Origin of the sequence: Streptomyces malaysiensis subsp. samsunensis, assembly GCF_024519315.1 — a bacterium.
GTDB lineage: Bacteria > Actinomycetota > Actinomycetes > Streptomycetales > Streptomycetaceae > Streptomyces > Streptomyces malaysiensis.
On record NZ_JANIIC010000013.1, the window covers coordinates 124161 to 147836 of the forward strand.

At 70.3% G+C, this 23676-nt stretch carries 2 protein-coding genes (1 of these 2 cut by a window edge); both read right to left on the minus strand.

The genetic code is table 11. The features are described from left to right. Positions 1–13689, minus strand: the 5' portion of a protein-coding gene (locus NQU54_RS14095; protein WP_257631366.1) for a non-ribosomal peptide synthase/polyketide synthase. It extends 6912 nt beyond the left edge of the window; only the first 13689 of its 20601 coding nucleotides appear in the window; its start codon is at positions 13687–13689; its stop codon lies off the left edge, out of view. Then, positions 13686–23624, minus strand: a complete 9939-nt coding sequence (locus NQU54_RS14100) for a non-ribosomal peptide synthetase (RefSeq protein ID WP_257631367.1) — start codon at positions 23622–23624, stop codon at positions 13686–13688. The genes NQU54_RS14095 and NQU54_RS14100 overlap by 4 nt, the downstream gene beginning before the upstream one ends. Between the last annotated feature and the right edge of the window lie 52 nt (positions 23625–23676).

Genomic DNA, 23676 nt, shown 5'->3' on the forward strand with positions numbered 1-23676 from the left:
CGCTGTGTCGGTGTTGTTGAAGGCCAGGAGCACCTGGAAGAGCGGGTGACGGGCGAGCGAGCGCTCCGGGTTGACCACCTCGACCAGCCGCTCGAACGGCAGATCCTGATGGGCGTAGGCGGCCAGGTTCCGCGTACGGACACGCTCGATCAGCGCGCGGGCCGTGGGACGTCCCGACGTGTCGGCGCGCAGCACCAGCGTGTTGATGAAGACGCCGACCAGGTCGTCGAGCGAGGTGTCGGTGCGGCCGGCGATCGGCGTGCCGATGGGGATGTCCGTACCCGCGCCGAGCCGGGTCAGCACCGCCGCGAGCCCCGCTTGGACGACCATGAACGGACTCGACTGCGTGGCCCGCGCGAGCGCGACCACCTTGTCGTAGAGCGGGGCCGGGATCTCGAACGGAATGCGGTCGCCGCGGTAGGAGGCGACGGACGGCCGCGGCCGGTCGTACGGCAGCTCCAACTGATCCGGCAGACCCTCCAGCGCGGAGGTCCAATAGCCGAGCTGACGCGAGATCTCGCTGCCCGGGTCGGACTCGTCACCGAGGACGTCCCGCTGCCAGAGGCTGTAGTCCGCGTACTGGACCGGCAGCGGCTCACGCACGGGGGCACGGCCGGTGGTGACACGGGTGGCGTACGCCGCCGTCAGGTCTCGTGCCAGCGGGGCGCGGGACCACGCGTCGCTCACGATGTGGTGCAGGACCAGCAGGAGGATGTGTTCGTCGCCGCCGTCGAGGGCGAACAGCGTTGCCCTCACCGGCAGTTCTCCGGAATCCGCCGACAGGTCGAAGCCACGGCGTGCGGCCTCGCGCAGCTCCCGTTCGACGTTCGCCCGGTCCGTCTCCACCGTCGTCCACTCCGGCTCGGCCTCGCCCAGCGCACGGACGACCTGGTAGGCACCGTCGGTGTCCTCGGTGAAGACGGTGCGCAGGCTCTCGTGGCGGGCGACCACATCGCCCAGCGCCAGGCGCAACGCCTCCCGGTCCAGATGGCCGGTCAGTCTGAGCGCGATCGGAACGTTGTAGGTGGCGCTGGGGCCCTCGAACTGGTTCAGGAACCACAGGCGTTGCTGGGCATAGGAGAGAGGGATGCGGTCCGGGCGCGGATCGGCCACGGTCACACCACGGCGAACGGCGTCGGTCGCCAGGGTGGTGGCAATCCCCGCGACCGTGGGCGTCTCGAAGAGCTGCCGGATGGGCAGCTCCGCGTCCATCACGCTACGGATCCGGCTGACCAGCTTCGTCGCCAGCAGGGAGTGGCCGCCGAGATGGAAGAAGTCGTCATCGATGGTGACGGACTCCAGGCCAAGCACCTCGGCGAACAGACCACAGAGGATCTCCTCGCGCGGCGAACGCGGGACGCGGCCTTCCGTACTCTCCGGCCCGTAGTCGGGCGCGGGCAGGGCACGCCGATCCAGCTTCCCGTTCGGCGTCAACGGCAGCGCGTCCAGGGTCACGAACGCCAACGGCACCATGTAGTCCGGCAGCAACCCGGCGGTGTGCTCCCGCAGGGCCGCATCGGAAACGTCGGAGTCCGCCACTACATAGGCGACCAGCCGCTGATCCCCGGCCCGGTCCTCCCGCACGATCACCGCAGCCTGGACGACCTCCCTGTGAGAGGCGAGAACGGCCTGGATCTCGCCCAGCTCGATACGGAACCCACGCACCTTGACCTGGTCATCGACCCGGCCCACATACACCAACTGACCGTCGGCATTCCAGCGCGCCAGATCCCCCGTGCGATACATCCGCGCACCCGCCGGACCAAACGGATCAGCGGTGAACCGCTCCGCCGTCAGGTCCGCACGACGCCAATAGCCCCGTGCCAGAACCACACCGGCGACATACAGCTCACCGGCCACGCCCGGCGGCACCGGCCGAAGCCGCGCGTCCAGGACATAGGCGCGGGTGTTCCAGAACGGCCGCCCGATGGGTACAGCACCGCTCGAAAGTTCCTGACCAGGCTCGATGCGGAAGTCCGCGCAGTTGACCGTCGCCTCCGTCGGACCGTACGCATTGACCACCGTCACATCCGGATGCGCGGCCCGCCACGACACCAGCGCCTCACCCACCAGCGCCTCACCACCGGTGATCAACGTCCCCGACGGCGACACCTCCTCGGGCAACGCCTCCAACAACCCCAGATGGGAGGGGGTGACCTTCATGAACGACGGTCGGCCGACACCGACCGCCCCCTCATCGAGATCCGCCAACACCACCCGGCCACCGCTCACCAACGGCGTGTACAACGCCGTCACCGTCAGATCGAACGCCACCGAAGAGTGCAGCAACGCCGTCCCCGACGCATCCGGATACACCTCACGCGCACGCTCCAGATACGCCCCCACCGAACGATGCTCGACCACCACACCCTTCGGCCGACCCGTCGAACCCGACGTATAGATCACATACGCCGGATGCGACAGCTTCGGGGCGTCTTCAATCGGCGTGTCCGTGTACTCGTCAGCCGCCGCGAGGGCTGCCAGATCGTCGATGACGAGCACCGGCCGCGCGTCGGTCAGGATGTGGGCCTTGCGCTCCGCCGGATACTCCGGATCCACCGGCACATACGCACCACCCGCCTTCACCACACCCAGCAACGCCACCACCAACTCCACCGACCGCGGCAACACCACACCCACAAACGACTCAGCCCCCACCCCCCGACCCACCAACCACCGCGCCACCCGGTTCGACCACGCATCCAACTCCCGATACGACAAGCCACGATCCCCGGCGACAACGGCCACCGCATCCGGTGTCCGCGCCACCTGCTCCCCGAAGAGCACCGGCAACGACACACCCCGCACACCCCGCGACTCACCATTCCACCCGACCAGCACCCGCTCCCGCTCCACCGCGGACAACAACTCCACATCACCGATACGGCGATCGGGATCCTCAGCGAGCGCGGTCAGAACACGCACGAATCGCTCCGCGATGCCCTGCGCCGTGGCCCGGTCGAACAGATCCGTGCTGAAGTCCAACGCCCCCTCCAGCACCACACCCCCATCCGCCTCACCACGACGCTCCGCAAGCCGGAACGACAGATCGAACTTCGCCGCCCCCGCCGCCACCGGCTCGCCCGCCACCGACAGGCCCGGCAACGAAGCAACAGCCGACACCCCACCCTGCTCCGTGTTGTTCAACGTCAACATCGTCTGGAACAACGGATGCCGCGACAGCGACCGCTCCGGATTGACCACCTCCACCAGCCGCTCGAACGGCAGATCCTGGTAGGCATACGCTTCAAGGTCCTTACCGCGGACGCGGTCGAGCAGTTCGGCGAATGTGGGATCGCCTGACATGTCCGTTCGGAGCACCAGGGTGTTCACGAAGAAGCCGACCAGGTCGTCCAACGCGTCATCCGTGCGCCCGGCGATGGCCGTGCCCAGCGGGATGTCCGTGCCCGCGCCCAGTCGCGTCAGCAGTGTCGCCAGCGCCGTCTGCACCACCATGAACAGGCTGGCCCGACGCTCGCGGGCGACCCGCGTCAGCTCTTCGTGGAGGCCGGACGGTACCTCGAAGGTGATCCGGTCACCCTCGTACGAGGAGATCGCCGGCCGCGGCCGGTCGAAGGGCAGCGGCAGTTCCTCCGGGAGGTCCGTCAACGCGGCCTTCCAGTACGCCAGTTGGCGGGTGATCTCGCTGTCGGTGTCGTCCTCCGCACCCAGCATCTCGCGCTGCCAGATGCTGTAGTCCGCGTACTGCACCGGCAGTGGCTCCCACCCAGGAGCGTCACCGGTGGTGACGCGGGTCGCGTACGCCGCCGTCAGATCACGGGCCAGCGGGCCCATCGACCAGGCGTCGCTCGCGATGTGGTGTGCCACGAGCAGCAGCACATGCTCGTCATCGCCGAGCTGGAACAGCCAGGCGCGTAACGGCACGTCGTTCGTGAGGTCGAAGGGAGTCCGTATCGCGTGGCCAAGTTCTTCGTGGATCGCTTCCCGGTCGGTCGCGGCCACCGTCAGTTCTACGTCTGCGGAGTCCAGGACCACCTGGTACGGGCCGTCTGTGTCCTCCGCAAACAGGGTGCGCAGGCTCTCATGCCGAGCCGCCACATCACCCAGCGCCGACCGCAACGCACCCTCGTCCAGCGGGCCCCTCAGCCGCAACGCCACCGGGATGTTGTACGTCGCACTGGGACCCTCGAACTGATACAGGAACCACAGACGCTGCTGCGCCAGCGACAACGGCAACCGCGCCGGACGCGGCACCACTGCCCGCAACGGCGACCGCACCACCGCCGACGCATCCAGCACAGCCGCCAGCTCGGCCACGGTGGGCGCCTCGAAGACGCGGCGTACGGCCAGTTCGGCGTCCAGGACGGTACGGATCCGGCTGACCAGCTTGGTCGCCAGCAGGGAATGGCCGCCCAGATGGAAGAAGTCGTCATCGATGGTCACCGACTCCACGCCGAGAACTTCGGCGAACAGGCCGCACAGGATCTCCTCGCGCGGCGAACGCGGCGCACGGCCTCCCGCGCCCTCAGGACCGTAGTCGGGCGCGGGCAGCACACGGCGGTTCAGCTTCCCGTTGGCCGTCAACGGGAAAGCATCCAGCGTGACGAACGCCGACGGCACCATGTAGCCGGGCAACTGGGCCGCCACATATTCGCGCACCTCGGCGCTGACCAGGCCAGCATCCGCCGCCGGGACGAGATAGGCCACAAGGCGCTTGTCACCGGGCCGGTCCTCACGCACAAGGACAGCGGCCTGCCCGACCCGGTCATGCCCCGCCAGCACCGCCTCGATCTCACCCAGCTCAATCCGGAAACCACGCAGCTTGACCTGATCATCAACCCGCGACAGATACTCCAGCTCACCATCGGCGGTCCACCGCACCACATCACCCGTGCGATACATCCGCCCACCCGACGAACCACCGAACGGATCGGCCACGAACCGCTCCGAGGTCAGGGCAGGACGCGCATGATAGCCACGCACCACACCCGCTCCGGCGATATACAACTCACCCGGCACCCCGACCGGCACCGGTCGCAGCCCCGCGTCCAGCACATACACCCGGGTATTGGCGATCGGCCGCCCGATACGCGGGCCACTCGCACTCTCGGGGGTCACCGGCCACGCCGTCGACCAGATCGTGGTCTCCGTCGGACCATACAAATTCGTCACCGACTCAGCCCGACCCGCCAGCGCCACCGCCAGATCAGCGGGCAACGCCTCACCACCCACCAGCACCCGCACACCACCCAGCACGGCCGGGTCCTCGGCCAGCACCGCCCGCCACAAACTCGGCGTCGCCTGCATCACCGAGATCCGCTCAGCCGACACCAGCCCACACAACGCCACCGGATCCCGCACCACATCCCGCTCGGCCACCACCACCGCCGCACCGCTGAGCAGCGGCACGAACAACTCCAGCCCCGCGATGTCGAACCCGACCGTGGTCACCGCCAGCAAACGGTCCTCGCCCGTGAGCTGGAAACGCCCAGCCATCGACACCAGGAAATTCACCAACGGCCCCTGCGGCACCACCACACCCTTCGGCCGCCCCGTCGAACCCGACGTATAAATCACATACGCGGAGGTGTCGGGAGCCGTGGCCGTCCGTACCTCCTCGACGTCGGCACGCTCGTCGAGCGCTGCCCGCACGGCTGCGGAATCCAAGAGCAGACGGGGAATGCCACTGACATGAGGAAGGTGGTCGGCCGACTCCTCCGAGGTGAGGATGAGCGCCGGTGTGGCGTCCTGGAGCATGTACGCGAGCCGGTCCGCCGGATACTCCGTGTCCAGCGGAAGATACGCCGCCCCCGCCTTCCACACCGCCAGCAATGCCACCACCAGATCCACCGACCTCGGCAACGCCACCGCAACAAATCGCTCCGGACCCACCCCACGCCCAACCAACAACCCCGCCAAACGCCCAGCCCGGACATCCAACTCGCGATACGACAGCGACACACCACCCGCCACCACCGCCACCGCATCCGGCGACCCAACCACCCGCTCCTCGAACAACTCCACCACCGACCGACCCGGCACCTCACACACCGTGTCATTCCAGTCCCACAACACCGACCGCGCCTCAACCTCGTCCAGCAGATCGACACGGGACACGGGGGCGGTCGGCTCGGCCACGGCCTCGGTCAGGAGCCGGATGAGTCGCTCGGTGAGCGTGTGGGCCGTCGCGCGGTCGAACAGGTCGGTGCTGAACTCCAGGACACCGTTGAGCGCACGCACCTGCCCGTCCTCGTCATGGCCCTCGGTGAAGCCGAAGGCGAGGTCGAACTTGGCCACTGACGTCTCGACCTGCTGTCGCTCGGCGGTGAGCCCCGGAAGGCCGTCCAGCGAGTCCAGCGCTCCCTGGTAGTCGGTGTTGTCGAGGGTCAGCAGCACCTGGAAGAGCGGATGACGGGCGAGCGAGCGCTCCGGGTTGAGCACCTCGACCAGCCGCTCGAACGGCAGATCCTGATGGGCGTAGGCACTGAGGTCCGTCTCCCGGACCCGGTCGAGGAGCTCGGCGAAGCTGGGGTTCCCCGAAGTGTCCGTGCGCAGCACCAGCGTGTTCAGGAAGACACCGATCAGCTCATCGAGCGAGGTGTCGGTGCGGCCGGCGATCGGCGTGCCGATGGGGATGTCCGTACCCCCACCGAGCCGAGTCAGCAGCGCCGCGAGCCCTGCCTGAAGCACCATGAAAGGGCTGGCCTGCGCCTCCCCCGCCACGTCGCTGATCCGCGCGTACAGCTCCGGGGAGACCTGGAACGGGATGCGGTCGCCACGGTAGGTGGCCACGGACGGGCGCGGCCGGTCGTACGGCAGCTCCAGCTGGTCCGGCAGACCCTCCAGCGCGGAGGTCCAATAGCCGAGCTGACGCGAGATCTCACTGCCCGGGTCGGACTCGTCACCGAGGACATCGCGCTGCCAGAGGCTGTAGTCCGCGTACTGGACCGGCAGCGGCTCACGCACGGGAGCCTCACCAGTGGTGACACGGGCCGCGTACGCCGCCGCCACATCACGCGCCAGCGGGGTGCGCGACCACGCGTCGCTGACAATGTGGTGGGTCAGGGCGAGCAGTACACGCTCCCGCTCCGCGACCGCGAACAGCACGGCACGGAAGGGGGTTTCGGCGGCGAGGTCGAAGGGGCGGGCCGCCGCCTCGGCCAGGTCCGCGTCCAGCCGCCGCTCGTCGGTCTCGACCACCGGAAGCTCCGTACGCACCTCGTCGGCGGGCAGGACGATCTGCCGGGAGCCGTCGGTGTCCTCGGTGAAGACGGTGCGCAGGCTCTCGTGGCGGGCGACCACATCGCCCAGCGCCAGCCGCAGGGCGTCCCGATCCAGATGGCCGGTCAGCCGCAGCGCGACCGGAGCGTTGTAGGTGGCGCTGGGGCCCTCGAACTGGTTGAGGAACCACAGCCGCTGCTGGGCATACGACAACGGGATCCGCTCCGGTCGCGGATCGGCCACGGCCACACGACGACGCACACCATCCGTCGCGAGAGCGGTGGAGATACCCGCGACCGTGGGGGTCTCGAAGAGCTGCCGGATGGGCAGCTCCGCGTCCATGACGCTACGGATCCGGCTGACCAGCTTCGTCGCCAGCAGGGAGTGGCCACCGAGACGGAAGAAGTCGTCATCGATGGTCACCGACTCCACGCCAAGCACCTCGGCGAACAGACCACACAGGATCTCCTCGCGGCGCGAACGCGGCGCCCGGCCCACAGCCCTCTCGGGCCCGTAGTCGGGCGCGGGCAGCGCACGCCGGTCCAGCTTCCCGTTCGGCGTCAACGGCAGCGCGTCCAGGGTCACGAACGCCGACGGCACCATATAGTCCGGCAGCAACCCGGCGGTGTGCTCCCGCAACCCCGCATCGGAAACGTTGGAATCCGCCACCACATAGGCGACCAGCCGCTGATCCCCGGCCCGGTCCTCCCGCACAACCACCGCAGCCTGGGCCACCTCGGGATGACCACGCAGCACAGCCTGGATCTCACCCAGTTCGATACGGAAGCCCCGCACCTTGACCTGGTCATCCACCCGGCCCACATACACCAGCTGGCCATCGGTGTTCCAGCGCGCCACATCGCCCGTGCGATACATCCGCGCGCCCACAGGGCCGTAAAGGTCGGCGGTGAACCGCTCGGCGGTCAGATCCGCACGCCCCAAGTAGCCACGCGCCAGCACCACACCCGCGATATAAAGCTCACCCGCCACTCCCGGCGGCACCGGACGCAACCCCGCGTCCAGCACATACGCCCGCGTGTTCCAGAACGGCCGCCCGATCGGCACCGCACCACCGGCAATCGTCTGCCCCGGTTCGATCCGGAAGTCGGCACAGTTGACCGTGGCCTCCGTCGGACCGTACGCATTGACCACCGTCACATCCGGATGCGCGGCCCGCCACGACACCAGCGCCTCCCCCACCAGCGCCTCACCACCGGTGATCAACGTCCCCGACGGCGACACCTCCTCGGGCAACGCCTCCAACAACCCCAGATGCGACGGAGTCACCTTCATGAACGACGGCCGACCAGCCTCCCCGGCCCGCTCATCCAACTCACCCAGCACCACCCGGCCACCACTCACCAACGGCGCGTACAACGCCGTCACCGTCAGATCGAACGCCACCGACGAATGCAGCAACGCCGTACCCGACGCATCCGGATACACCTCACGCGCACGCTCCAGATACGCCCCCACCGAACGATGCTCAACCACCACACCCTTCGGCCGACCCGTCGAACCCGACGTATAGATCACATACGCCGGATGCGACAGCTCCCGCACCTCTTCCACCGGCTCATCCGAGTACGCATCGGCCGCCGCGAGATCCGCGACATCGTCGATCACCAGCACCGGCCGGGCATCGCCGAGGATGTGGGCCTTGCGCTCCGCCGGATACTCCGGATCCACCGGCACATACGCACCACCCGCCTTCACCACACCCAGCAACGCCACCACCAACTCCACCGACCGCGGCAACACCACACCCACAAACCGCTCGGCCCCCACCCCTTGCCCCATCAGCCACCGGGCCACCCGGTTCGACCACGCATCCAACTCCCCGTACGACACCTCACGCCCGCCGCACACCACCGCCACCGCATCCGGCGTCCGCGCCACCTGCTCCGCGAACAGCACGGGCAACGAAACACCCCGCACACCCCGCGACTCACCATTCCACCCGACCAGCACCCGCTCCCGCTCCACCGCGGACAACAACTCCACATCACCGATACGACGCTCGGGATCCTCGGCGAGCAGGGTCAGAACGCGGACGAAACGCTCCGCGACGCGCTGGGCCGTGGCCCGGTCGAACAGGTCGGTGCTGAAGTCCAGAGCCCCCTCAAGCACCACACCCCCGTCCGGACCATCGCCCCGCCGCTCACCCAGCCGGAACGACAGGTCGACCTTCGCCCCGCCCACGGCCACCGGCTCGTTCGCCACGGTCAGCCCCGGTAGCGAGGCGACCGCGGTCTCCGCGCCCTGTTCGGTGTTGTTCAGCGTGAGCATCGTCTGGAAGAGCGGATGCCGGGACAGCGAACGCTCCGGGTTGACCACCTCGACCAGCCGCTCGAAGGGCAAGTCCTGGTACGCGTACGCCTCCAGGTCGCCCGCCCGCACCCGTTCGATCAGCTCCGCGAACGTCGGGTCACCGGAGGTGTCCGTCCGCAGCACCAGCGTGTTCACGAAGAAGCCGACCAGGTCGTCCAGCGCGTCATCGGTGCGGCCGGCCACAGGGGTGCCGAGGGGGATGTCCGTCCCCGCGCCCAGGCGCGTGAGCAGCGCGGACAGCGCCGCCTGCACCACCATGAACAGGCTGGCCCGGCGGTCACGGGCGATCCGCGTCAGCTTCTCGTGCAGCTCCGGAGCGAGGTCGAGGGTGACGGAGTCGCCCCGGTAGGTGGCGGCCGCCGGGCGGGGGCGGTCGAACGGCAGGGGCAGCTCTTCCGGAAGGTCGGCCAACGCGGCCTTCCAGTAGGTCAGTTGGCGGGTGATCTCACTGTCGGGGTCGTCCTCGGCGCCGAGCACCTCGCGCTGCCAGATGCTGTAGTCCGCGTACTGGACCGGCAGCGGCTCCCAGCCGGGAGCCCCACCGGAGTCGACCCGTGCCGCGTACGCACCGGTCAGATCGCGGGCCAGCGGGCCCATCGACCACGCGTCGCTCGCGATGTGATGCGCGACGACCAGCAATACGTACGCGTCGTCGGCCAGCTCGAACAGCCGGACGCGCAGCGGTCCTTCGGACCGGAGGTCGAAGGCGTGGCGGGCCGCGCCGAGGAGTTCGGTGCGCAGCCGCGTCTCATCGGTCCGTACCACGGTGAGTTCGACCGCCTCGGCGTCCCGGACCACCTGGTACGGGCCATCGGTGTCCTCGGCGAATACCGTGCGCAGGCTCTCGTGCCGCGCCACCACATCGCCCAGGGCCAGTCGTAACGCGCGCTCGTCCAGCTCACCGCTCAGCCGTAGCGCCACCGGAATGTTGTACGTGGCGCTCGGCCCCTCGAACTGGTGCAGGAACCACAACCGCTGCTGGGCCAGCGACAGCGGCAGCCGCGCCGGGCGCGGTTCCACCGCCCGTAGCGGCGAGCGCACCGCGGCGGACGCGTCCAGCGCGGCCGCGAGCTCGGCGACTGTGGGGGCCTCGAAGACCCGTCGCACCGCCAGTTCGACGTCCAGGACCGAGCGGATCCGGCTGACCAGCTTCGTGGCCAGCAGCGAATGGCCACCGAGGCCGAAGAAGTCGTCGTCGATGGTGACCGACTCAAGGCCCAGCACCTCGGCGAAGAGACCGCACAGGATCTCCTCGCGCGGGGAGCGCGGGGCCCGGCCGCCCGTCGAGCCCGGTCCGTAGTCGGGCGCGGGCAGGGCGCGCCGGTCCAGCTTGCCGTTGGGCGTCAGCGGGAAGGCGTCCAGGGTCATGAACGCGGAGGGCACCATGTAGTCGGGGAGTCGCTCGGCCACATGACGCCGCAGTTCGGCGCCGCCCGGCACGCGACCATCCGCCGCCGGGACGAGATAGGCGACCAGCCGCTTGTCGCCGGGCCGGTCCTCGCGCACGAGGACGGCGGCCTGGGCCACGCGGTCATGCCCGGCCAGCACCGTCTCGATCTCGCCCAGCTCAATGCGGAAGCCACGCAGCTTGACCTGGTCATCGACCCGGGACAGATACTCCAGCTCGCCTTCGGCCGTCCACCGCACCAGGTCGCCCGTGCGATACATCCGCCCACCGCCGGTGCGGTCGAACGGATCGGCCACGAACCGCTCGGAGGTCAGCCCCGACCGCCCGTGATAGCCACGGACCACACCCTCACCCGCGATATACAGCTCACCCGGCACCCCGGCCGGCACCGGTCGCAACCCGCCGTCCAGCACATACACCCGGGTATTGGCGATCGGCCGCCCGATACGCGGCGCGGCCGCCGCCTCCGATGTGACCGGCCAGGCCGTCGACCAGATGGTGGTCTCCGTCGGTCCGTACATGTTCGTCACCGACTCGGCACGTTCGGCCAGCGCCACGGCCAGATCGGCGGGCAGCGCCTCACCACCGACCAGCACCCGGACACCGCTCAGCACCGCCGGGTCCTCGGCCAGCACCGCCCGCCACAGGCTCGGCGTGGCCTGCATCACCGAGATCCGCTCAGCCGTCGCCAGCCCGCACAACGCCGCCGGATCCCGCACCACATCGCGCTCCGCGACCACCACCGCCGCACCGCTGAGCAGCGGCACGAACAGCTCCAGCCCCGCGATGTCGAAGCCCACGGTGGTCACCGCCAGCAAACGGTCCTCGCCCGAAAGCCCGAACCGCCCGGCCATCGCCACCACGAAGTTCGCCAACGGCCCCTGTGGCACCACCACGCCCTTGGGCCGCCCCGTCGAACCCGACGTATAGATCACATACGCCGCATACGACAGCGCCCGAGAGGCGATCCGCCCCTCCCCCGCCGTCCGGGAAAGCTCCTCGACGGTCTCCGGCGCGTCCAGCAGCACTCGTGGGATGTCGTCCACATCCGGCACCACATCCGCCAGCTCATCCGTGGTGAGGATGAGTGTCGGGGCTGCGTCCTGGAGCATGTAGGCGAGCCGGTCGGCCGGGTACTCGGTGTCCAGCGGAAGATATGCCGCCCCCGCCTTCCACACCGCCAGCAACGCCACCACCAGATCCACCGACCTCGGCAACGCTACCGCCACAAAACACTCCGGACCCACCCCACGCCCAACCAACAACCCCGCCAAACGCCCAGCCCGGACATCCAACTCGCGATACGACAGCGACACACCACCCGCCACCACCGCCACCGCATCCGGCGCCCCGACCACCCGCTCCTCGAACAACTCCACCACCGAACGACCCGGCACCTCACACACCGTGTCATTCCAGTCCCACAACACCGACCGGACCTCGGCCTCGTCCAGCACATCGATCCGGCCGACGGGCAGCTCCGGGTCGGCGACGAGGGCGTGCAGGACCCGTACGAAGCGGTCCAGGAACCGCTGGGCAGCGGTCTCGTCGAAGACATCGGGCCGGTGGTTCAGCCTGAACAGCATGGTGTCGCGTGCGGAGCCGACCAGCATCAGCGGGTAGTGGGTGGCCTCGCGGTCCTTGCTGGGGACGAGTTGGACGGCGGAGGCGATGCCCTCGCCGACGGTGGCGGCGCGCTCGACGGGATAGTTCTGGAACACCATGGAGGTGTCGAAGAGCTCGCCGTGGCCCACGACACGCTGGATCTCGGCGAGTTCGAGGTGCTGGTGCGGGGTGAGCCGGGTCTGCTCGGACTGGACGCGGGTGAGGAGTTCGGCGAACGGCTCGGCGGCTCGGAGCCGTATCCGGGTGGGCAGGGTGTTGATGAAAAGGCCCACCATCCGTTCGACGCCGTCGATCTGCGGCGGGCGCCCGGAGACGGTGGTGCCGAAGACGATGTCGTCGCGTCCGGTGTGCCGCCCGAGGGTGATCGCCCAGGCGGTCTGCACGGCGGTGTTGAGGGTGACGCCGCTGCGCCGGGCGATCTCGGTGAGGGCGGCGGTGCCGGACCGGGAGAAGGAGGCGAGGACCTCGGCGGAGGCGACCGTGGTGCGGGCGACGCCGGGTGCCACCGGGCTGGGTTCGGCGAGGTCGGCGAACGCCTCGCGCCAGGCGGCGCGGGCCGCCTCGCGGTCCTGTGCCGCCAGCCATGTGAGGTAGTCGCGGTAGGGGCGTGCGCGGGGCATGGCGCTGTCGTCGCCGTGGGCGTCGTACAGCGTGCACAGTTCACCCATGAGGACGGGCAGCGACCAGCCGTCCAGGACCAGGTGGTGGTTGGTCAGCACCAGGCGGTGGAGCGAGGCGCCCAGCCGGATGAGCGTGAAGCGCAGCAGCGGGGGCCGGGTCACATCGATCCGGGTGCTCCGGTCGGCGGCCATGGCCTCGGCCGCGGCCGCGGGCCGCTCGTCCTCGGGCAGCGCGGTCAGGTCGGTCTCGGCCCAGGGCAGCGGCACGGTGCGCATCACCACCTGCGCCCAGTCGCCGTTCTTGCGCTGCCGGAAGGCGGCGCGCAGGGTGGCGTGGCGGGCCAGGAGTGCCTCGGCGGCGGTGCGCAGGGTGGCCGTGTCCAGCGGGCCCTCGATGTCGAAGGCCGCCTGGACGACGTAGGGGTCGAGTTCGCCCTGGTCGTAAACGCTGTGGAAGAGCAGGCCCTCGTGGAGCGGGGCCAGCGGCAGGATGTCCTCGATCTTCCGCGGGGTGCGACTCACTTTCGGGCCTCTTCTTCGTCTTCAGGAGCGTGTACGTCGTCGTTTGCGGCCGGCTCTTCGTCGTCCGGCATGTCGTCGAACAGGTCGCCGAGTTCGTCCTCGAACGCCTCGATCTCGTCCTGGGTGATCGAGGACAGGGAGACATCGGAGGGGGTGAGCCCTCCGGATTCGGGGTTCTCGGCATGGGCCACCAGGGCTTCGAGCGCCCGGAACCACAGATCGGCCAGTTCGCGGACCTCGTCCTCGTCGAGGATTCCGCCGGCCCAGGTCCAGGAGGCGACGAACTGCGATCCCTGGGGACCGTCATGCGTACGGGCGGTGAGCTCCAGCGCATGGGCGAGCGGCAGGTGCGGCGGGTCCCCGGCGACGCTGTCGATGCCGATGAGCGGGGTCCAGTCGGCATCCTGGCCGGCCGCCGTGGTGGAGAAGCGGCCCAGGTAGTTGAAGGCGACCTGAGGATCCCTCAGTCCCTCGAACCCCTCGGCCGTGGTGGGGTTGAGGTGCCGGACGAGGCCGTAGCCCATGCCCTTGTCGGGCACGGCCCTCAGCTGTTCCTTGATGCGTTTGAGGATGTCGCCCGCGCTTCGACCGCCCGCGAACGCGTCGGCGAGGTCGGTGGCGCCGGTCTCCAGGCGCACGGGGTAGAGGTTGGTGAACCACCCCACCGTGCGTGACAGGTCGGCGCCCCGGACGAGGTGCTCCTCGCGGCCGTGCCCCTCCAGGTCGAGCAGGAGGCCGGTCTCCCCCCGCCACTGTTCCCAGGCCAGGGTGAAGGCGGTCAGCAGGACGTCGTTGACCTCCGCGTTGAACGCGGCGGGCACTCGGGTCAGCACGGCTTCGGTGACGCCCACCGGAAGGGTGAGGCTGATGTGTCCGGCGGCCGCGGTGGTGTCCCGGGCGGGGTCCAGCGCGCGCCGCCCGAGGCCGCGGTCCGCCTTCCGCAGTGTCTCCTGCCACCAGGCCGCGTCGGCGACCCAGGCCGGTTCGGCCGCTTCCTCGGTCAGCCGCTGGGCCCAGCGGCGCAGTGAGGTTCCCGTGGGCTGGAGTTCGGGCGTGCGGCCGGCGGCGATGGCCTCGTGTGCCTCCGCGAGGTCGGGTACCAGGATGCGCCAGGACACCCCGTCGACGACCAGGTGGTGGACGAGGAGGAGCAGCAGGCCCGGCGTATCGGTGCCACGGTCGAACCACACGGCCTGTACGACCGTGCCGCGGTCCAGGTCGAGCCGGTCCCTGGCGCTCTCGCTCTCGGCCCGTACCAGGGCATTGAGCGCGGGCTCGTCGAGGTGCCGGCCGCCTTGTCCGGTGGCCCGCACATGGCGTACCAGGGGCGCGGCGTCCACCGTGCCGGGTGCCCCTGTCTCCAGTCGGCGTTCGGGGCCGGAGGTGAGCCGTGCGCGCAGGGCGTCGTGGTGGTCGAGGAGGGTCTGGAGGGATCGGGTGAGTGTGTCGAGGCGCAGCGCCGCGGGGGTCTGGAGGACGACGGACATGTTGAACCCGTCCACGTCCGCACCGCGCCGCAGCAGCCAGTGCGCGATCGGGGTGAGGGGCACCTCGCCGATGCCGGCGCCCGGCTCCTCGGCGACGGTCCCCGCCACCTCCGTGACGACGTCGGCGAGCGCGGCCACGGTGCGGTGCTCGAAGATGTCGCGGACCGACAGTTCGAGTCCGGCCCGCCGGGCGCGGCCGACGAGCTGGATGGACATGATGCTGTCGCCGCCGAGGTCGAAGAAGCCGTCGTCGATACCGACCCCGTCCAGCCCCAGCACCTCGGCGAACAGCCCGCACAGCGTCTTCTCCCGCTCGGTGCGCGGACCCCGCCGGTCCGTGCCGTCGCGGTCCGCGACGGGGGCGGGGAGCGCGCGCCGGTCGAGCTTTCCGTTGACGGTGAGGGGCAGTTCCGACAGGACCGTGACGGCCGACGGGACCATGTAGTGCGGCAGCTGCCGTTCGAGGTGGGTGCGCAGGGTGGGGGCGAGGTCGGCCTCGTCGTGGGCGCCTTCCGGTACGACGTAGGCGACCAGCCGGGTCACCCCGGGGGTGTCCTCGCGGGTGACGACGACCGCGGTGTCGACGTCCGGATGGTCGCCGAGCACGGCTTCGACCTCGCCGGGTTCGACGCGGAAACCGCCGATCTTCACCTGGTCGTCGGCGCGCCCCAGGAACTCCAGTTGCCCGAGGCGGTTCCAGCACACGATGTCGCCGGTCCGGTACATCCGGGAGCCGGGGGCGCCGAACGGGGCGGCGACGAAGCGTTCCGCGGTGCGGCCGGGCCGGTTCAGATAGCCGCGGGCCAGCTGGGCGCCGCCGATGTAGAGCTCGCCGCGCACACCGGGCGGCACCGGCCGCAGATGTGCGTCGAGCACATGGACCTGTGCGTTCCAGAGCGGCTGGCCGATGGACGCGGACGACGGCCACTCGTCGGTGTCCTCGGGGAGCGTGGTGGAGGTGGCCGCGTGGGTCTCGGCCGGTCCGTAGATGTTGTGTGCCATGTGGCGCCAGTCGCCGGCGCAGAACCGGCGCAGCTCGCCGCTGAGCCGGAACTGTTCGCCGCCCTGGAAGATGTCGGTGAGCGAGTCCAGTGGTTCGCCGCGGTCCTCGGCGGCCGCGAGCACCGCGTCGATCATCAAAGTGGGCGCGAACAGCTCATTGACTCCGTGGCGGGCGATCCAGCGGACCAGTTCGTAGGCGTCGCGCCGGACGTGTTCCTCGGGCAGGACGAGTGTTTTGCCCGCCACCAGCGCCTGGAGGATCTCCTGTACCGCGAAGTCGAAGGCGACGGCGAGGAACTGGGCGGTGCGGGTGCCGACACCGCCGCTGTAGGTGCCGGTGTGCCAGGCGAGCAGGTTCATCAGCGACGCCATGGGCATCAGCACACCCTTGGGGGTCCCGGTGGAGCCCGAGGTGTAGACGACGTACGCCGGGTGGCGCGGGTCGGGCGGGCGTACGCGGTCGTCGTCCGTGAGATCGGCCGTCGGGGCGTCGGCGAGTGCCCGTACGGTGGCCGGGTCGTCCAGGACGAGGCAGCGGGCCTGGCCGGTGCCCAGGAGGGGGCGGGTGGCCGCGTCGGTGATCAGGGCGCGGGGCGCGCAGTCGTCGAGAATGGCGCGCAGCCGCTGCTCGGGGGCCGAGGTGTCGAGGGTGAGGTAGGCGGCGCCCGACTTGAGGACGGCGACCAGGGAGACGATCATCTCCGCCGACCGGGGCAGGGCGATCGCCACGACGTCCTCCGCACCGATGCCCTCGGCGGCCATGAGCCGGGCCAGCCGGTTGGCCCGGGCGTTGAGCTCCTCGTAGGCGAGGGTGGTGCCCTCGGAGATCAGCGCGGTGGCCCTGGGCACCTCGGCGGTCTGCCGCTCGAACAGCGCGGGCACGGTCTCCGGCGGCACCTCGTGCGAGGTCCCGTTCCAGTCCCGCAGGATGTGCCGGGTTTCGGCGGGCGTCAGGATGTCGAGCTGCCCGATGGGACGGTCCGGGGCGGCCGCGACGCCTTCGAGTACCCGCAGCAGACGATCGGCGAAGCCGTCAGCGGTCTCCCGGTCGAAGAGGTCGGCGTTGTACTCGACCGCGGCGTGCATACCGGTCGGCTCGCCCGCGGACCCGTAGGTCTGGTCGAAGAAGAACGCGAGGTCGAACTTGGCGCGTCCGGTCTCCTGGGCCCGTACGTCCATGGTCAGGCCCGGCAGCCTCAGCACTTCGAGGGCGTCCTGATTGTTGTCGAACCCCAGCAGCACCTGGAACAGGGGGTGGCGGGCGAGCGAGCGGACGGGGCTGAGCACCTCGACGAGCCGCTCGAACGGCAGGTCCTGATGTGCGTAGGCGCCGAGGTTCGTCTCGCGTACCCGGCCGACGAGTTCGGTGAAGGCGGGGTTGCCCGAGGTGTCGGTGCGCAGCACCAGCGTATTGACGAAGAACCCGACCAGGTCCTCCACGGCGGCGTCGGTGCGCCCCGCTATCGGGCTGCCGATCGGCACGTCGGTACCGGCCCCGAGGCGGGTCAGCAGCGTCGCCAGGGCGGCCTGCACCACCATGAACAGGCTCGACCGGGTGTCGCGCGCCAGGTGGGCGAGGCCCGCGTGGAGCTCCGCGGGAACCTCGAAGGTGACGCGTCCGCCCTGGTGGGACTGGCGCGGTGGCCGGGGCCGGTCGGCGGGCAGCTCCAGCTCTTCCGGGAGACCGGCGAGTGCCTGCTTCCAGTGGGCGAGTTGGCGTGAGATCTCGCTGTCCGGGTCGTCCTCGGCGCCGAGCACCTCGCGCTGCCACAGGGTGTAGTCGGCGTACTGCACCGGCAGCGGCCGCCACCGCGGGCCCTCGCCCGTTTCGACGCGCGCCGTGTACGCGGACGACAGATCGCGGGCCAGCGGGCCGAGCGACCAGCCGTCGCCCGCGATGTGGTGGACCACCAGGACGAGGACGCACTCCCCGGTGTGGGTGGTGAACAGCCGGCCGCGGACGGGGAGTTCACGGGTGAGGTCGAACGGGTGGGAGGCCGCGGCCCGCACCCTGTCGTCCAGTTCCTCGGGGGCGACCGTCTCCTCGATCAGCTCCGGTCGCGCCTGCCGGGCGGGCAGGATGACCTGCCGCGCGCCGGTCCCTTCCGCCGTCTCCTGCGCGAACAGCGTGCGCAGGCTCTCATGGCGTGCGACGACGTCGCCTATCGCCAGGCGCAGCGCGGTGCGGTCAAGGGTGCCGACGAGCCGCAGGGTGACCGGGATGTTGTAGGTGGCGCTGGGGCCCTCCAGGTTGTGCAGGAACCACAGCCGCTGCTGGGCGTACGAGAGCGGAACGCGCGGCGGGCGCGGCGCCGGGGTCACGGGCGGCCGGGCGCCGGACGCCTCGTCGAGCACCGTGGACAGACCGGCCACGGTCGGGGTCTCGAAGAGCCGGCGGATGGAGATCTCCACACCGAGCACCGAGCGCACCCGGCTGAGCAGCCGTACGGCGGACAGGGAATGGCCGCCGCCGGCGAAGAAGTCCTCGTCGATGCCCACGGAGGGGACGCCCAGCATCTCCGCGAAGAGGGTGCACAGGATCTGTTCGCGCGGGGAGCGCGGCGCACGGTACGGCTCGGTCCGCCGGTCGGGCGCGGTGACCTCGCCCGGACGCCCGGCGGGGGTCCCGACCAGCCGCAGCTCCCCGTCGTGGGACCAGCGGGCCGTTCGGCCCGTGCGGTGCATCACGCTGCCGTGGTCGAAGGGGCACGGGAGCGGCCGCCCGGCGTCGGCGGCATCGGCGCCGTCCCGGCCGGCCGGGGCCGCGTCCTCGTACGCCACGTACAGCTGCCCCGGGACACCGGGAGCCACCGGGCGGAGCGTCTCGTCCAGCACATGGACCCGGGTGCCGCTCACCCCGTCGGGCAGTTCCACGCGGGACAGCACAGCGGCGACACCGGGGCGCCGGATGTCGCTCCACTCCTCGAGGACGGCCGTACGCTCGGCCGCGTCGAGTATCCCGGCCTCGGAGACCCGCCGGTCCGGTTCCCCGGCCATGGCGGTCAGCAGCCGCAGGTAGCGTTCGCGGAGGGAGCGGGCCGTGCGCGGGTCGAAGAGTTCGGCGCTGAACTCCAGGTCGGCGGCGATGCCGATGGGCCTCCCCGCGTCGTCGAACCGCTCGGTCAGCTCGAAGTTGAGGTCGAACTTGGTGTCCTCGATCGGCAGCCGCTGCAACTCCACGGCGAGCCGCGGCAGCCGGGCGACCTCGGCGACCGTGGCCCGGGGGTCGGTGTGGTGGAGGGACAGCGACACCTGGAAGAGCGGGTGCCGGGAGAGCGAGCGCTCCGGGTTGACCACCTCGACCAGCCGCTCGAACGGCAGGTCCTGGTGTGCGTACGCCGCCAAGCTCCGCTCCCGGACCCGCTCGATCAGCTCGTTGAACGTCGGATCGCCCGAGGTGTCCGTGCGCAGCACCAGCGTATTGGCGAAGAACCCGACCAGTTCCTCCACGGCCGTGTCGGTACGGCCGGCGATCGGTGTGCCGATGGGGATGTCGGTGCCCGCGCCGAGCCGGGTCAGCAGCGCCGCGAGCCCCGCCTGCAACACCATGAACAGGCTGGAGCGGGTCTTGCGGGCCAGTCCGTACAGCGCCTGATGGAGCTCGGCGGGGATGTGGAAGGAGTCCTGGCCGCCGCGCTGCGTCAGCTCGTCGGTGCGCGGCCGGTCGGCGGGCAACGCGAGTTCGTCAGGGATGCCCGCGAGCACCGTGGTCCAGTAGGCGAGCTGGCGGGAGAGCTCGCTGTCGGGGTCGTCCTCCTGGCCCAGGACCGCCCGCTGCCAGAGGCTGTAGTCGGCGTACTGCACCGGCAGCGGCTGCCAGCGCGGGGCCTCGCCCGTTTCGACGCGCGCCGTGTACGCCGTCGCCACATCGCGTGCCAGCGGCCGCATCGACCAGCCGTCGCCCGCGATGTGGTGCAGGAGCAGCAGGAGTACGTGCTCGTCCGGCCCCAGTTCGAACAGCGTGACCCGCAGCGGTGGTTCATGGGACAGATCGAAGACATGCCGGGCCTCGGCGGTGAGCTCCGCCTCGAGCCGGGCCTCGTCCACCGTCCGCACGCCGAGGTCGATCACGGCGTGGCGCGGTTCCAGGACGATCTGGGTGAAGCCCTCTTCGTCCTCGGCGAAGACGGTGCGCAGGCTCTCATGGCGTGCCACCACATCGCCCAGCGCCAGCCGCAGCGCCTCCCGGTCCAGTGGTCCGGTCAGCCGCAGTGCGCCGGGGGCGTTGTAGGCGGTGCTTCCGTCGCCCAGCAGGTCCAGGAAGCGGAGGCGGGCCTGTGCGTACGAGACGGGGACGCGGGACGGGCGCGCGGTCGCGGTCAGGGCGGGGCGGGCGGTGGAGGTGGCGAGGGCCGTCCGGTCCAGGAGGGTGGAGATGCCGGCGACGGTGGGGGTCTCGAAGAGCTGCCGGATGGGCAGCTCCGCGCCCATCACGCTACGGATCCGGCTGACCAGCTTGGTCGCCAGCAGGGAGTGGCCACCGAGACGGAAGAAGTCGTCATCGATGGTGATCGACTCCACGCCCAGCACCTCGGCGAACAGACCACACAGGATCTCCTCGCGGGGCGAACGCGGGGCGCGGCCCATAGCCATCTCGGGCCCGTAGTCGGGCGCGGGCAGGGCACGCCGGTCCAGCTTCCCGTTCGGTGTCAGCGGAAGTTCGGGGAGGGCGACGAATGCCGACGGCACCATGTAATCCGGCAGCAGGGCCGCGGCATGCTCCCGCAACCCCGCATCGGAAACGTCGGAGTCCGCCACCACATAGGCGACCAGCCGCTGATCCCCGGCCCGGTCCTCCCGCACGACCACCGCCGTCCGCGCAACATCGGGGTGGCCGCTGATGACGGCCTGGATCTCGCCCAGCTCGATACGGAACCCACGCACCTTGACCTGGTCATCGACCCGGCCCACATACACCAGCTGACCATCGGCGTTCCAGCGCGCCAGATCCCCCGTGCGATACATCCGCGCACCCACAGGGCCGTAAGGGTCGGCGGTGAAACGCTCCGCCGTCAGATCCGCACGGTCCCAATAGCCTCGCGCCAGAACCACACCGGCGATGTAGAGCTCACCGGCCGCCCCCGGAGGCACCGGACGCAACGACGCGTCCAGGACATAGGCGCGGGTGTTCCAGAACGGCCGCCCGATCGGCACCGGCCCCGCCGCCACCGCGGCACCCGGCTCGATGCGGTAGTCCGCGCAGTTGACCGTGGCCTCCGTCGGACCGTACGCATTGACCACCGTCACATCCGGATGCGCGGCCCGCCACGACACCAGCGCCTCCCCCACCAGCGCCTCACCACCGGTGATCAACGTCCCCGACGGCGACACCTCCTCGGGCAACGCCTCCAACAACCCCAGATGGGAGGGGGTGACCTTCATGAACGACGGCCGACCAGACTCCCCGGCCCGCTCGTCCAGCTCACCCAGCACCACCCGGCCACCGCTCACCAACGGCGTGTACAACGCCGTCACCGTCAGATCGAACGCCACCGAAGAGTGCAGCAACGCCGTCCCCGACGCATCCGGATACACCTCCCGCGCACGCTCCAGATACGCCCCCACCGAACGATGCTCAACCACCACACCCTTCGGCCGACCCGTCGAACCCGACGTATAGATCACATACGCGGAGGTGTTGAGATCGGTGATCGCCGGTACCGGTTCGGCCGCATACTCGTCAGCCGCCGCGAGGGCCGCCACATCGTCGATGACCAGCACCGGCCGCGCATCACCGAGGATGTGGGCCTTGCGCTCCGCCGGATACTCCGGATCCACCGGCACATACGCACCACCCGCCTTCACCACACCCAGCAACGCCACCACCAACTCCACCGACCGAGGCAACACCACACCCACAAACGACTCAGCCCCCACCCCCTGACCCACCAACCACCGCGCCACCCGGTTCGACCACGCATCCAACTCCCGATACGACAGCCGCACATCGCCACACACCACCGCCACCGCATCCGGCGTCCGCGCCACCTGCTCCGCGAACAGCACGGGCAACGACACACCCCGCACACCCCGCGACTCACCATTCCACCCGACCAGCACCCGCTCCCGCTCCACCGCGGACAACAACTCCACATCACCGATACGGCGATCGGGATCCTCAGCGACCCACTCCAGCACCCGCACCAGCCGTTCCTGGTGGGCGGCGATCTCCCGTTCGTCGTAGAGGTCCGGGTCGGCGTCGAACTCCACGCGGATGCCCGTGCCGGAGGCCGCCGTGCCATAGAAGTTGATCTTCAGATCGTTGACCGGTCCGGAGGACAGCGGGTGGGGGGTGGCGGGGCTGTCGCCGAAGCGGAGCTCGTCGACGTAGGCCACCACGTTGAGTGTCGGGCCGAGGCGGGCCTGGCGGCCTCCCGAGAGCCCGAGCTCCCTGACGAGTTCCTCGCCCCGGAACCGCTGGTGCCTGATGACATCGGCCAGCGAGCGCGACACCGACGCGACCAGCTCGGTGAACGTGCTCCCCGGGGTGGCTGCCACCCGGATGGGCAGGACGTTCACCATCGCGCTCGGCGTGGCCAGGGACACCCGGCTGGTGCGGCCTGCCAGGGGCAACGAGAAGGTGAGGTCCGTGCTGCCGGTCATACGGTGGTAGAGGACGGCGGTGGCCGCGATGGCGACGGCCGGCCACTGCACCCGGAGCCGGTCGCTCAGCGCGGTGAGCCGATCGGCCAGGTCGGTCGGCAGGACCAGGATGCGCCGCAAACCGCTGTGGGTGCTGCCGGCCGAGCGGCCCGCGAGCGCCACCGGGTCGGGCATCTCCTCGAACAGGTCGAGCCAGTGGGCCCGGTCCCGGGTGTGGCGGCGCGAACCCGGATAGCCGGTCTCCTCGGCGACCACCCGGTCCAGGGTGGCGAAGCCGGACGCGGGCGGCTCGGTGCCGGTGAGCAGGGCGGTGTAGAGGGCCGCGACCCGCGCGCCGTACACGGTCTGTCCGAACGCGTCGAGGACGGCGTGGTGGTAGCGGTGGAAGTAGAAGGACCGGTCGTCGGCCAGGAGCAGCAAGGTCTGATCGCTCAATGGGCCGCGGCCGAGGTCGAAGGGCTTGAGCATCTCCGCGTTCATCCACCGGTGCGCCGCGGCCTCCGGGTCCGCCGCCTCGCGCAGGTCGCGCACGCGCAGAGACGTCGGCTCGGCGGGCACGACGAGCTGACACAGCCGGGTGTCCTCGGTGCGCTCGGTGTCCTGGGTGGGACCGGTGCGCTCAGTGGGACCGGTGTCCTCGGTGAAGTACGACCGCAGCGCCTCGGTCTCCTCCACGGCCCGCTGCACCGCTTCTCCGAGGACGCCGGTGTCGACCGGGCCGTCGATCTCCAGATAGGCGCCGCAGTTGTAGAGGGGACTGTCCGGGTCCAGCTGCTGGGCGACCCACACGCCCAACTGGGCGGCGCTTACGGGTCGACGGAGCGTACGGGCGGCGTCGGACATGGCGGAGCGGTCCTCTCGGTTCTGCGGAGTGGCGGACTGCGCGGGGCGGGAT

Coding starts and splice junctions, on each gene's coding strand:
- NQU54_RS14100 (WP_257631367.1), bottom strand. CDS start 23,624: ATGTCCGACGCCGCCCGTACGCTCCGTCGACCCGTAAGCGCCGCCCAG.